The organism is Dyadobacter sp. CY261 (assembly GCF_021440085.1).
In the GTDB taxonomy this organism is placed as follows: domain Bacteria; phylum Bacteroidota; class Bacteroidia; order Cytophagales; family Spirosomataceae; genus Dyadobacter.
This window is the reverse complement of the sequence record NZ_JAKCPW010000016.1, coordinates 29,899-42,503: the sequence shown is the minus strand read 5'-3', so window position 1 is coordinate 42,503 and position 12,605 is coordinate 29,899. Positions and strand designations below refer to the sequence as shown.

At 46.9% G+C, this 12,605-nt stretch carries 12 protein-coding genes; 6 read left to right on the top strand and 6 right to left on the bottom strand.

The features are described 5' to 3' along the window. The first annotated feature begins 117 nt into the window (after positions 1 to 117). Positions 118 to 1,359 (top strand): pitrilysin family protein, encoded by a 1,242-nt coding sequence (locus LZD49_RS30180; protein ID WP_234671762.1) that lies wholly within the window; start codon positions 118 to 120, stop codon positions 1,357 to 1,359. A gap of 73 nt (positions 1,360 to 1,432) precedes the next feature. On the opposite strand, the gene LZD49_RS30175 is transcribed toward LZD49_RS30180, so the two are convergent. After that, on the bottom strand, positions 1,433 to 2,725 hold the full coding sequence (locus LZD49_RS30175; RefSeq protein ID WP_234671761.1) for a pitrilysin family protein: 1,293 nt from the start codon (positions 2,723 to 2,725) through the stop codon (positions 1,433 to 1,435). Between the two features lie 90 nt (positions 2,726 to 2,815). On the opposite strand from LZD49_RS30175, the gene LZD49_RS30170 reads away from it, so the two are divergent. Further along, on the top strand, positions 2,816 to 3,934 hold the full coding sequence (locus LZD49_RS30170) for a glycosyltransferase family 1 protein (protein ID WP_234671760.1): 1,119 nt from the start codon (positions 2,816 to 2,818) through the stop codon (positions 3,932 to 3,934). Here LZD49_RS30170 and LZD49_RS30165 read toward each other — a convergent pair whose 3' ends face one another. Both LZD49_RS30165 and LZD49_RS30160 read right to left on the bottom strand, forming a co-directional pair. Next, the gene (locus LZD49_RS30165; RefSeq protein WP_234671759.1) at positions 3,935 to 5,341 is read right to left on the bottom strand and encodes a lipopolysaccharide assembly protein LapB; all 1,407 of its coding nucleotides are present in this window, start codon (positions 5,339 to 5,341) and stop codon (positions 3,935 to 3,937) included. Positions 5,342 to 5,417: 76 nt separating this feature from the next. Further along, entirely contained in the window at positions 5,418 to 6,416 is a 999-nt protein-coding gene (locus tag LZD49_RS30160) for an NAD-dependent epimerase/dehydratase family protein (RefSeq protein ID WP_234671758.1), read from the bottom strand. A gap of 150 nt (positions 6,417 to 6,566) precedes the next feature. Between LZD49_RS30160 and metG the strand changes: the two genes are divergently transcribed. Beyond that, the gene (metG, locus tag LZD49_RS30155; protein WP_234671757.1) at positions 6,567 to 8,642 is read left to right on the top strand and encodes a methionine--tRNA ligase; all 2,076 of its coding nucleotides are present in this window, start codon (positions 6,567 to 6,569) and stop codon (positions 8,640 to 8,642) included. Between the two features lie 52 nt (positions 8,643 to 8,694). Here the strand turns inward: metG and LZD49_RS30150 are convergent, their stop codons facing one another. From LZD49_RS30150 to LZD49_RS30140, 3 genes are all read right to left on the bottom strand, one after another. Beyond that, positions 8,695 to 9,024 carry a hypothetical protein gene (locus LZD49_RS30150; protein ID WP_234671756.1) on the bottom strand — a complete coding sequence of 110 codons (330 nt, stop codon included), beginning with the start codon at positions 9,022 to 9,024 and terminating at the stop codon, positions 8,695 to 8,697. A 251-nt stretch (positions 9,025 to 9,275) separates the two neighbouring features. Next, positions 9,276 to 9,698 carry an Hsp20/alpha crystallin family protein gene (locus tag LZD49_RS30145; RefSeq protein ID WP_234671755.1) on the bottom strand — a complete coding sequence of 141 codons (423 nt, stop codon included), beginning with the start codon at positions 9,696 to 9,698 and terminating at the stop codon, positions 9,276 to 9,278. Positions 9,699 to 9,946: 248 nt separating this feature from the next. Further along, on the bottom strand, positions 9,947 to 10,222 hold the full coding sequence (locus tag LZD49_RS30140) for a SelT/SelW/SelH family protein (RefSeq protein ID WP_234671754.1): 276 nt from the start codon (positions 10,220 to 10,222) through the stop codon (positions 9,947 to 9,949). A gap of 405 nt (positions 10,223 to 10,627) precedes the next feature. On the opposite strand from LZD49_RS30140, the gene LZD49_RS30135 reads away from it, so the two are divergent. From LZD49_RS30135 to LZD49_RS30125, 3 genes are all read left to right on the top strand, one after another. Further along, a complete protein-coding gene (locus tag LZD49_RS30135; protein ID WP_234671752.1) occupies positions 10,628 to 11,029 on the top strand; it encodes a hypothetical protein in 402 nt (133 codons plus the stop codon). Positions 11,030 to 11,246: 217 nt separating this feature from the next. Continuing rightward, entirely contained in the window at positions 11,247 to 11,750 is a 504-nt protein-coding gene (locus LZD49_RS30130) for a hypothetical protein (RefSeq protein WP_234671750.1), read from the top strand. Beyond that, positions 11,740 to 12,603, top strand: coding sequence for a sensor histidine kinase (locus LZD49_RS30125; RefSeq protein ID WP_234671748.1), 864 nt, complete (start codon positions 11,740 to 11,742; stop codon positions 12,601 to 12,603). Before LZD49_RS30130 ends, LZD49_RS30125 begins: the two co-directional genes overlap by 11 nt. Positions 12,604 to 12,605: the final 2 nt, after the last annotated feature.

The window sequence follows — 12,605 nt, the reverse complement described above, 5'->3', positions numbered from 1 at the left end:
TGGTGGTGTCCCAGCTGAACAGTAGCTTTGTTTATAACCCATAATTGAATCCGGTGGTTTCGGTCACCGGTTTTATTTTGGCTAAAAAGTACACATTCAACTTCCTTTTTTGATCATATGATTCGCTATAAGCAGTTTACATTGGGTAACGGCCTTCGGGTATTCGTCCACGAAGATTTCTCGACACCCATGGCTGCGGTAAATATCCTTTATAATGTAGGCTCGCGGGATGAGGATGAAGAACGTACCGGTTTCGCGCATTTGTTCGAGCACCTGATGTTTGGAGGTTCCAAAAATATCCCGAGCTACGACATACCGGTACAGAATGTGGGCGGTGAAAACAATGCTTTCACCTCCCCGGATATCACCAATTACTATATAACATTACCTGCTGAAAACGTAGAAACTGCATTCTGGCTGGAATCGGACCGGATGCTGAGCCTGTCTTTCGATCCCAATGTGCTTGAAGTGCAGCGTAAAGTGGTGATTGAAGAATTCAAACAAAGATATCTCAACCAACCTTACGGCGATTTGTGGCTGAAACTGCGACCGCTTGCTTATAAAACCCATCCCTACCGCTGGGCGACAATCGGAAAGGACATCGGCCACATCGAGCGCGCCACGATGGACGATGTGCAGGATTTCTTTTTCCGCTTTTACCGGCCCAATAATGCGGTAATGGTGGTGGCAGGCGCTGTAACATTTGAAAAAGTACAGGAATTGGCCGAGAAATGGTTTGGCAATATTCCCGCTGGTACGGCTTATATCCGCGATCTCCCCACAGAACCGTCACAAACAGAAGCAAGGTACCTGGAAACTTCCGCTGCTGTTCCGCTCAATTCGCTGATTAAGGCGTTCCACATGCCGGGCCGGTACGATGAAAGCTTTTATGCCGGAGACCTGCTCAGTGACATTCTCGGAAGAGGCAAATCATCCCGTTTGTATCAGAAACTGCTGAAAGAGCGTGCATTGTTCAACAGCATCAGTGCGAATATCATTTCGTCACTGGATCCGGGCTTGATCATGGTGAGAGGTAACCTCAACCCCGGCGTTACATTGGAAGAAGCCGATCAGGCCGTTAACGAAGTTTTACAGGAATTGGCCGAATCCGGCGCGACGGAAGAGGAAGTGACAAAAGTGAAAAATCAATCGGAAGCCTCCCTGGCATTTTCAGAGGTGGAACTCCTCAACAGGGCTATGAACCTCGCATTTGCGGCGAACGCAGGCAATGTGGAATGGGCCAATGCTGACGCAGACATCATTCGCTCGCTCACACCGAAAGATATTCATCATGCAGCTCGGACAATTCTCAGACCTGAGAATGCCTCGACGATCTATTACAGGACCGAAGGAAAATAAATCAGCCTTAAAGCAAAAATCGCCCTGCCGGACCATTACCGACAGAGCGATTCTTTATATCTGTTAAAAAAACTTACTCTTCCGGCAGGAATGTGAGGTAACTGAAATTCTGCTCGTTGAAGAGCTCTATCGCGATTCCCTGCAACTCTGCGGCGGTAATTTGCTCGATTTCGGCAAAGATTTCAGGCAGAGAATCGACCTTCCCGGTGTCGAGGATGCTTTTGGCCATCATGAGCATAAAACTCATATTGCTTTCTTCCGACATCGCGAGCTGGCCCATAAGCTGCACCTTGGTCTGGTGTAATTGCAATGTCGACAAAGGCACTTCCCGTATTCGCTTCAGTTCCTTGTGGATCAATGCAATGCTTTTGTTAAGCTGCTTTTTCTCGGTTCCAAAGAATATCCCCATAAAACCAGTGTCGAGGTAAGGCGTGTAATTAGCTTCGATTGAATACACAAATCCGTATTTCTCCCGCAACGAAAGATTGAATCTTGAATTCATTCCCGGCCCCCCGAGCAAGTTTACGAGCATGAAAAACGGTAAACGGCGCTCATCGACTAATGAATAAGCCGGCTGACCCATTGCGCATTGCGCCTGCTGGATCTGCCGCTCGCGCTCCTGGTGAACAGGTATATAAATGATCGGCGCATTCCGCTCCCGGCTGGTTTTCTTGTGTGGCACCGTTCCCAGGTATTTCTCGGCAATACGGATAACCTTCGAAAATGGCAACCGGCTTACCGACGACACCACAATGCGTTCGGTGTCTATATTGTGGTTAATAAACTCATACAATTGCTCCCTGCCAAATGAATTGACCGTTTCGGCTGTTCCCAGGATATTGTTACCAAGGGAATGATCAGGAAAAATAAGCTGGTCAAAATCATCCTGAATAGCATCCTCCGGAGAATCAACATACATTGACATTTCTTCCAGGATCACATTCCGCTCCCGCTCAATCTGTTTGTCGGGAAATACCGAATGAAAAGTAATATCTGCGAGCAGATCCATCGCTTTGTCGAAATGGTCGTCGAGTACCGAGGCGTGGAAGCAGATTTTCTCTTTGGTAGTATAGGCATTCAGCTCGCCCCCAACGTTTTCAAGCCGGTTGATAACATGGTAGGAACTTCTTTTCTCGGTCCCTTTAAATGCCATGTGCTCCCAAAAGTGCGCGAGGCCTTGCTGGTGCTGCAATTCATCGCGGCTGCCTATATCCAGCATAATGCCACAGTGCGCTATCTGCGTGTAAGGTACCTGCTTGTGAGCAATGCGGATCCCATTGGCCAGCGTATGTGTCTGATATTCTTCGGCGGTTGAAAGGGAGGTTGCTTTGGGGTTGCCCCGTTTGCGGACATTGTTTCTCTTCATTCCTTTTAAACACAAAATAGCCACCAATAATTTTCGGTGGTATGCGCAAAAATACGGACTTTTGCCCGTAAACCCTTGCAGTCCCACGTTATGCGCATCGGATTTGACGCCAAAAGAGCGTTTGCCAATAAAACAGGTCTAGGAAATTACAGCCGCTTCGTGCTGGATGCTTTAATAGAGCACGGGCCCGGCCACGAATATCTGGCTTTCACGCCTAAAAACAACCGAAACCTTTTCGATGGATTCCCTACCGGATCAATACATTACCCGCAAAATTTTGTTGATCAAAAGCTTTCCGCCTACTGGCGCTACGCCCGCATTACCAGACAACTCCGGGAAGAAAACGTCGATCTGTATCACGGCCTGAGCAATGAAATTCCGCAAGGATTGGAGCAAGCAGGAATCCGATCGGTCGTTACCATCCACGACCTTATTTTTGAACGCTTGCCCCATCTCTTCAAACCCATCGATCGCGCCATTTACCGGCACAAGTTCAAATCTGCCTGCAATCGGGCCGATTCCGTAGTGGCAGTCAGTGACCAGACGCGGCGTGATTTGATCGAGCTATATCGTGTGGATGACTCTAAGATCAAGGTCATTTATCAGGATTGCAATCCGGTATTTCAAAAGCTGGTTACAGCCGAGGAAAAGACACGAGTTTGTGCTAAAAACGGCATTACCGGGCCGTTTGTCCTTTGTGTGGGCACGTTAGAAGAGCGTAAAAATCAACACAGACTGGTAGAAGCATTCTCGCAGCTTGAAAACCATGATTTTACGTTAGTATTGGTGGGAAAACTAACCGCCTATGCGAAGAAAATCACGGAAACTGCCAGTCGTTTAAAGCTGGAAAATCGGGTGAAGTTGCTGCATAATGTATCGACAACCGATTTGCCCGCATTATACCAGTCGGCCGAGGTATTTGCTTACATATCTATTTACGAAGGTTTCGGTATCCCGATCGTGGAAGCATTGCATAGCGGTACCCCCGTGCTGGCAGCAAAGGGTTCATGCCTGGAAGAGGCCGGCGGGCCCGGCGGCCTTTATGCAGACCCCTATCAAACAGAAAACATCAGCGAACAGCTGCAAAAGCTGGTCACTGATGTTCCTCTTCGGAATGCGTTATCGGAAGCTGGCAGGTTACATGTTCAACAATTTTCAGGAAAACAGATTGCCGGTCAACTGGTTCAGCTTTATAAAAGCCTTATTTAATCACTTTTCACGGTATTGTTCGATAATGCGGTACAATGCTTTTTGTTTTTCAAGATCAGGGAAAAAGTCAAAAAGCTGTTCGTGACCGTCGTAGTCGAGCGTCAAGCCGATTTCAAGGTTTACTAATGCTTCCCGGTATTGCCCGGCATGGATTTGATATACAGCCATTCGATAATACAGATCCGCTTCTTCGGCCATTTCATCGATCGCTGCCTGCAAAAGGTCACAAGCACGAGCGTAATTTCCTTGCTCAAATAGCACATAAGACCATTTCAGCCAGATATCAGGGTTCGATGGCTCAATTTCAGCTGCTTTTTCAAACGCTTCAAATGCTGACACCACATTACCAACTTTAAATTCTGTTTCCGCTAATGCCAGCCAGTAATCGGGGTTTAATTCTGTGATCTGAATTGCCTTTCTCAGGAAACCAACTGCTTCATACCAGCGTCCTAGCTCACTGAAACAGATTCCGAGCCCATACCAGCCATCATCCCACTGACTATCCAACTTAACGGTCTGCCGGTAATATTTGATTGCCGTTTCAAACTCGCCGAGCTTCTCATAACAAGTACCCAGACAGCAACAGGTTTCCGGCTGGTCGCCTTCGAGCTCGATGGCCCGCAGATATTGCACTTTGGCATCTTCGTACTTTTCCAGGTTCATGTAAGAATTACCCAACTGGAAAAATGCCGAAGCGAAATCATCCTTGATCAGCGTCGCATATTCATAGGCATGCACAGCATCCTCGTGCCGTTCCAGCTTGCTAAATGCGATGCCGAGATTGTACCAGGCATGATGCGAAAACGGGTCACGGTCGACGAGTTCATTATAATATCCCAAATGGCTTTCCAGCTGACCTACCAGATCCAGGCAGTGGGCTAATTCGTAAAGCGCATTTTCATTGTTCAGATTGTTGCGAAGCGACCGTTTATAGTATTTGATCGCGTCTTCGTATTTACCCCAGTTCTGGTAGGTCTGGCCGATCTGGAAATAGATCTCATCCCGGTCTTCTACCCTGTTGAGCAAATTTTCTAGAATTTCGATCGCCTCTTCATATTCTCCCATCATATTAGCTACTGCCACTTGCATGAAAGAAATTTCAATATCGCCGGGGTGGAAGAGCGAGGCGCGTTCGAGTATTTCGAGGGCCAATTCGTGCTCGCCGCGATTGGCGTGCAGCTGCACCATGCTTAGCAGCAGGTCGAGCGAATAAGGGTAATCCGAAAGCCCCATCTCACAAGCTTTGAAAGCCTTCTCCCAATCGCCCCTTTCAATGTAATGTACTGTAACCTTTTCGTAAGTATCCAAATCAAAAAACACCGGCTCGCTGGTTTTCAGCATTCTCTCGAACCTGAGTAGTGTCTCCTTCATATAATCCTTCCTTTCACCGAAATTTTTCTCCATCATACGAACCGCTAGGTTAGAATCGAGGGCAAACGCACCACTATTAATGAAAGAAAGTTATAAAATAATTCCCCGGATTTCAAATCCTCCCGAGCAAACTTTCACTAATGCGCGACACCGTTTCCTCAACAGACTGAAATTGAAAATCTAATGCGTTTCTAATTTTTGCATTGTCGTAAGTGATCTTGCGCGCAGCCGATTGTGCCGTTTCCTTCGTTATCAACGGCTTTGTACCCAGTAACCAGGTCCGTACGGCCTCAATGCGCCAGATCACTCCCGCCAATCCCGGCCCAACCTTGAAAGAAGGTCTTTTCCGGCCCATCTTGTCCGCTATCATATTGAACAAATTATGATAGGAAATGCTCCCTGCATTCAACAAGAAACGCTCGCCGGCAATTTCGGAGCCGGCTAAACGGTATACGATTTCCGCCACATCCTTTACATCCACTACATTGGCGATACCACCGGTATAAAAAGGCTTTTCTCTATATACGTACTTAAAAATCTGCGTGCTGCTCTTCTCCCAGTCGCCCTCGCCGAGTACTAACGTAGGGTTCACGATAACAGCGTTGAGGCCCTCGGCAATGCCACGCCACACTTCCAGCTCTGCCAAATGTTTCGTTTTGGCATATTCTGAATTTTCGGGAGAATCTTCCCAACGCTGGTCCTCGTTCAGTACCACTGCTGCTTCTGCTGCCTGCTTGCGTGGGTCGGGACGACCGATGGCAGCAATACTGCTCACATGCACCAATTTTCGGCCCCGGTATTTAAGGCAGACGTTCACGACGTTCGCCGTACCTTCCGCATTTACCTTATACATCATTTTCCGGTCGCGTGGCACGAACGACACCACTGCTGCGGTGTGAACCACACAATCCACCTGCTCAATCGCTTTCTCGAGCGATAGAATATCCAGGATATCACCTTCCACCCAACTCAGCTTCGGATGTTCAGCGGCGAGCAGGCGCTTATCCGCGCCCGGTCGTACTAAGGCAAACACTTCATGATTTTCCGACAGGAATTTAAGGGCTACTGCACTGCCTACCAAACCCGTCGCACCTGTAATGAGAACTTTCATGTAAGTGGAACAAATTGTTTGGGTCAAAGTTCGTAGTAAAAAAGTAGTTTGTCACACCATTGCAAGCCTTTTTACTAATTTTACACTCCGGCCGTACCGGGGGGCCGTTACGCTCCAACGATTGAACCATATTCAAATCCCTGAATTCAAATGCCGATTTCAAATCCCAAAAGATATACCGTTACTGCCGCGCTGATCTACGCCAACGGACCGATCCACATCGGCCATTTAGCGGGTTGTTATGTCCCTGCGGATATATATGTTCGCTATTTGCGCTCCTCTGGCAAGGAGGTGGCATTTATCAGCGGCACCGACGAGCATGGTGTCCCTATCACTATCCGCGCCAAAAAGGAAGGCCTGACGCCGCAACAGGTGGTCGACAAATACTACGAGCAGATCGACACGTCATTCAAGTCCCTGGGTATTTCATTCGATATTTATTCAAGGACGAGTAAGCCGATACATCACGAAACATCCCGCGAGATTTTTAGGGATTTGTATGATAAAAAGGTGTTTATCGAAGAAATCACCGAGCAGTATTACGACGAAACCGCACAGCAGTTCTTAGCCGACCGTTACATCGTCGGCACCTGCCCGGTTTGCGCAAACCCGAATGCATACGGGGACCAATGCGAGCGTTGCGGGTCCACTTTGAGCCCTCTCGAATTGAAAGACCCGCGCTCGACATTATCAGGGGCAAAGCCTGTCCTGAAAGCGACCAAGAACTGGTATCTCCCGCTTGACAAAATGCAGCCGGATATCGAGGCGTACGTCAATGGCCACCCTGAATGGAAAACCAACGTTTTCGGACAATGTCAATCGTGGTTGAAAGATGGCCTCAAACCCCGCGCTATGACCCGCGACCTCGATTGGGGCATTAAGGTGCCTGTGGAAGACACCGACGGCAAGGTATTGTACGTCTGGTTCGAAGCGCCGATCGGTTATATTTCGGCGACTAAGGACTGGTTGATCCAGAAAAACGGCAATGAGGAAGGCTGGCAGAAATGGTGGCAACCCGCCAAAGACGCTTCTGAGGGTGAAACCAAGCTTGTCCATTTTATAGGAAAAGACAATATTGTTTTCCATTGTATCATCTTCCCCGCGATGCTGATGGCCGAAGGAAATTACATCCTCGCGGATAATGTGCCCGCTAACGAGTTCATGAACCTCGAAGGCGATAAAATATCGACATCCCGCAACTGGGCGGTGTGGTTGCATGAATACCTAGAAGAACTGCCCGACAAGCAGGATGTTTTGCGTTACGTGCTTACCGCGAACGCGCCCGAAACCAAGGACAGCGAATTCACGTGGAAAGATTTCCAGACCCGCAACAACAGCGAGCTTGTAGGCATTTACGGAAATTTCATCAACCGCGCCGTGGTGCTTACACAGAAGTTTTGCGAAGGTAAAGTACCTCTAAGAGGTGAATTGCAAGATATTGACCATGCGGCGCTCACTGAACTGGCTGCTTTCCCCGGAAGGATTGCCGAATCCATGGAAAATTATCGTTTCCGTGAAGCATTGTCCCTGATTATGGACCTCGCGAGAACCGGAAACAAATACCTGGCCGACACACAGCCATGGCACGCGATCAAAACCGACCCGGCGCGCGTTAACACGATCCTCAACGTCGCATTACAGATTTCCGCGACGCTTTCCATCGTTTCAGAACCAGTACTTCCATTTACCTCTGCCAAAATCCAGGAACAATTGGGTCTGACCGGTAAAAACTGGCAAGACGCCGGCAATGCTGATTTGCTCGTACCCGGACAGCTTGTTTCGGAAGGAAAACTGTTGTTTGAGAAAATAGAAGATCAGACTATCGAAAAACAGGTCCAAAAACTGCACGACGCGAAACGCCGCAATGAACTCGATGGAAAAACAGTTGCTCCTGTGAAATCCGAAATACAATATGATGATTTCGCCAAAATGGATATTAGGGTTGCTACTATCCTCGAAGCCGAAAATGTTCCCAAAAGCAAGAAACTGCTGAAATTGCTGATCGATATTGGCGCTGAGCAACGTACTGTTCTGAGCGGCATCTCGGAGCATTTTAAAGCAGAGGACGTGATCGGCAAAAAAGTATTGTACCTCGCCAACCTCGCGCCAAGAAAGATGATGGGAATGGAAAGCCACGGAATGATCCTGATGGCCGAAGACCGCGACGGCGGCCTTGCGTTTGTGCAGCCAGGCAAAGATGTCTGGAATGGAGGAACCGTCAATTAAACTCGCCCACCGGGCCCTGCATAGCGCAAGAGAGCCATTGCAGGGCCTTCCTTTATTGGAACTCTTTCCTTACTGAGTCATAGATCGACTGGACTTTTGAGACCAGCAATTGGCACTCATTGTCGCTAAGCTGGTCGATCGTGTTGCTTACAGCATTGGACACCACACGGCCTTCTTCGTTCACTCTGGCACCTTTCTGTTTGGCCAAAGCAAGAATGCCTTCCCATTCTCCGACCAATCCGTCCGAAAAATACCTGGGTTCAATAATGTTAAAGTAGGCCGACTGCGATTTTAGTTTTTGCCTTAACTTGGATTGGTCAACTTTGAGCTCGTCGACAAGCTTGCCTAGCTCGATATAAGCGAAAATATTTGACTTTTTCATAACGTTGAGAATGAGGACTTCTGTGGGATTTGAATGCAAGATACAGATATGTCATTCCTTTTTTGAGAAAGTGTGGAATCTTTACTCAATCTTAATGCATTCTGTTGGAAGCATACAAAGACTACGTGGATTTGTACTATTATTTAGGTGGTAGAACTTCAAATGGACGAGAAATCGGCCTCTGTGCGCTATCCAGGCACTAAAAAAAGTCCGGCGAATGCCAGACTTTCAGTATTTCAATTAAATAATTTTTACCAGCGTTCGATATCTACCTTACGATGATAATCCCCCTGCTCGTCTCCAAAAGGAAGGAACAGTACTAATTGACGATGGCTGTCGTCATATCTTGCCGAGATATTGTCTATATCTACTCCGTCAGGGATGACGAAGGTATTAATGAAACGGATGGTCTTCCACTGCTCTTCATCGGACAAATTTTCCTGTGAAAAAATAGGTAGTAAATGGAAAAGCTTCAAATTGTTCGAGTTTTTCTTCCCTTTTACAACCTCCAATTGCAGATCCTCAACTTCGATGCCTGGAATTTTCACAACTACTTCAAAACCGTCCGATCCTTTGTCAAGCTTGATAGAGGGCTCACTCATTCCACCGTTCACTGTGTTGATAAAATCTATGTTCATCAACATCTCCCGTGGTATTTTCAGTTTGCTTTCCATAGCTATCGCGTTTTAGGTTCACAAGTTTTCCTAACTAACGAAAAACTGTGTGCCAAAGATCGATTTCTGGCAAAAAACTACAATCCAGGCCAATACCAGGTAAAGCGGTTGTGTGTTGATAATCCTCGACTGGCCCTAATCGGCGCATTATTACGCACAAGCGGCTAGAAACGACCCGGAAACTGTAAGTGCCAAAATTACAGTATGCCGCTTTTCGCTGCGCCATAATGACATAGCAAACGACTCTTTTACCGGTCATTGTGACCCAGACTTCGCGCAGGGTCTATCACATCCCTTACCCTCTGTTTAATCTCCTTGGGTTCGGGAAAATGCCCTTCACGCTTCCTGTCCCACAAAAGCTCTTCATTGATTTTGATGGTATACCGGCCGGCAACTTCGGAAGGTCTCAATTGCACCGCATGCAGATCGCCCGTAAAAGTGGTAAGCAGTTCCTGAGCCATCCAGGCTGCTCGCAAAAGCCATCCGCACTTAGGGCAATATTCGATTTCTATGGTTGGTTTCATGTCGGTTTCGGCTAGAAAAGCCAAAAATCGGCATTTGGTACATAGAATCAAAAAAGCCGCCAGGGACACCCCCCGCGGCTTTCGACTATAACCTAACCCTTTAATCTTGATGAGAAAGCTTTTACAAGTCTTCCCTAACGCTTTACAAATGTAGAGCACTATAAACAAGGATTTTAGCGCAAAAATCCCTGATTTTACACATGAGTAAGCTTACAAGTGGATATCGTAATATTGCGCAGAGACTACACGTAAAATTACGCGATTTCAAAGGCGAGTAAGCAATTTTAACTGATTTACAAATAGTTGCAGATTTACCGTTAACTCAATTGCAAATAGTTGTCTTGCCCTTCCATGATAGGCTATTTACATTTACAATGCTTAATTGTTATATTTTCATCGAAAACCATGGAAACAAAGAGATTTACAGGCCAGGAAGGGCGACTCATTTCAGCAGCGGAAGCTCAGGAACTTACCCATCCACACCAAAAAAGGGAACGCGATTTCACAGCTCGCGGCGAGAATTACGTGAAGGCCGAATTTTTCGGAATACACACATTCAACGATTTGATCAAACTGCACGGTGATAATTGTGTCGGATTCAGAGTTTATTATGGCCTGAGAGACGAAGAGGAGGAGGACGATACTAAAACATTGAGATCCAAGAGACCTACGCCCCGGTTGGTACTGGTTCCTGTAGACGAGGATGGCAGGGACATTCTGAGAACTGCACAAACCGGCGGATTGAAGGATATGCCTGCTCAAGGCGGCGCCATGACAGGCGGGCCGCTTTGCCCACGCCATTGTTAGGACTGTTTTGTTAATCGACCTATGTATGTTCGATACACTTTCTGGATATATCATTAACAATCCAACTTTTAGTATCGCAGTATTCATTACAATTTTACCAATAGCACTCACTATTATCAGAAAGGCCTTTTTGGACCAGTCACTCCGGTTGCTTTTCTGTTATTTAGTCATCAAATTGATCATTGACTTTGTGATGCTCTATTACGCATCAGCTAGAATGAACAATCTGATGTTCTATAATTTGAGCATCCCGCTCTTTTACGCATTGCTTGGCGGGATGTTCTATTTTAAGTTTAACGGTCAACGGCAAAGGCGACTCCTGGTAGTATCCATTTTGGGATTTTGTGTATTTAGCACATGGGATATCGTCAATTCGAATGAGAATCTTGAAGACCTCAAAGAACATAGAATTGTTCTTTACGCAAAGACAGTCGAAGGTATTCTGGTAATCTCACTCATTCTCGCGTATTTTTATGAGATAATCAAATCGCTTAAGATACCTAACTTACTCACATTCCCATTTTTTTGGGTATGTTCGGGATTGCTACTATACTATTCAAGTTTGATATTCGTAGCCCCAGTTCTGCATTACGCATACACTTGGAAAGATCCGATGGAACTCGGAATGGCCGAGTCTATACCAAGCATTTTTGAAACTGTTTGTGCCTTGCTTTTCAGCGTAGGCATTTATCATTACTCACCAAAGGATTATGCAAAATAGTGAAGAACTGAAATGGGCATTGCTGATAGCCTCCCTGGCTATGCTGGCCATGGCGTTTTGCATGATCTCTTTTGTGATGTATTACCAAAAACGACGATTCGAAGAAGAGAAAAGAATCAACGATATCGAAAAGAATTACAATCGCCTGCTTCTGGACACAGCCCTCAACTCGGAGGAAACGGAGCGACGCCGGATTGCGCAGGATTTGCACGACGACATTGGCACAATGTTGTCACTCACCAAGTTGAGTCTCAATCAACTGAGTAAGTTGGTAGGCAATTCGGGAGATGAGAAAGAAGAAAGCATTATGAAAAAATCGCAGTCGCTCGTAGAGGAAACCATCCTTCACGTGCGGCGCATTACGCGGGACCTGGTACCCACTACGCTCGAACGGTTCGGGTTGATGGAGGCGATTGAAGAATTCATACACAAGCTGGAAGAAGACAGCAATCTTGTAATTTCCTTCCAATCCAATACAGAAGAATTCCCGCGCCAGGGCCAGAAACTGGAACTGACACTTTACCGCATTATGCAGGAACTGGTCAACAATGCGATCAAGCATGCCAGTTGCACAAAAATCGATATTGCGCTGGAAATTGACGAAGAAATGATAGGTTTGCGGGTTACCGACAATGGTGTCGGTTTCGACCCCGAAAAAATAAAGGAAAGCAATCTTGCGGGACTCGGCCTGCTCGGTATCGAAAGCAGGTTGGCGATTGTTAACGGAACAGTCCAGTATGAACAGCCTGCCAAGGGCGGTTCCAGTGCCATTGCGAGGATCCCGGTGAATCCGGCGTCCGGTAACAAACCTGAACCATTACATCCATTCCGCCGGGAGCGTGTGAATATTTAACG

Bases quoted from the DNA above. Each gene is read 5' to 3' on its own strand.
- LZD49_RS30160 (WP_234671758.1), bottom strand. From the start codon at position 6,416: ATGAAAGTTCTCATTACAGGTGCGACGGGTTTGGTAGGCAGTGCAGTA.
- metG (WP_234671757.1), top strand. From the start codon at position 6,567: ATGCCGATTTCAAATCCCAAAAGATATACCGTTACTGCCGCGCTGATC.
- LZD49_RS30165 (WP_234671759.1), bottom strand. From the start codon at position 5,341: ATGATGGAGAAAAATTTCGGTGAAAGGAAGGATTATATGAAGGAGACA.
- LZD49_RS30150 (WP_234671756.1), bottom strand. From the start codon at position 9,024: ATGAAAAAGTCAAATATTTTCGCTTATATCGAGCTAGGCAAGCTTGTC.
- LZD49_RS30130 (WP_234671750.1), top strand. From the start codon at position 11,247: ATGAACAATCTGATGTTCTATAATTTGAGCATCCCGCTCTTTTACGCA.
- LZD49_RS30175 (WP_234671761.1), bottom strand. From the start codon at position 2,725: ATGAAGAGAAACAATGTCCGCAAACGGGGCAACCCCAAAGCAACCTCC.
- LZD49_RS30125 (WP_234671748.1), top strand. From the start codon at position 11,740: ATGCAAAATAGTGAAGAACTGAAATGGGCATTGCTGATAGCCTCCCTG.
- LZD49_RS30145 (WP_234671755.1), bottom strand. From the start codon at position 9,698: ATGGAAAGCAAACTGAAAATACCACGGGAGATGTTGATGAACATAGAT.
- LZD49_RS30170 (WP_234671760.1), top strand. From the start codon at position 2,816: ATGCGCATCGGATTTGACGCCAAAAGAGCGTTTGCCAATAAAACAGGT.
- LZD49_RS30140 (WP_234671754.1), bottom strand. From the start codon at position 10,222: ATGAAACCAACCATAGAAATCGAATATTGCCCTAAGTGCGGATGGCTT.
- LZD49_RS30135 (WP_234671752.1), top strand. From the start codon at position 10,628: ATGGAAACAAAGAGATTTACAGGCCAGGAAGGGCGACTCATTTCAGCA.
- LZD49_RS30180 (WP_234671762.1), top strand. From the start codon at position 118: ATGATTCGCTATAAGCAGTTTACATTGGGTAACGGCCTTCGGGTATTC.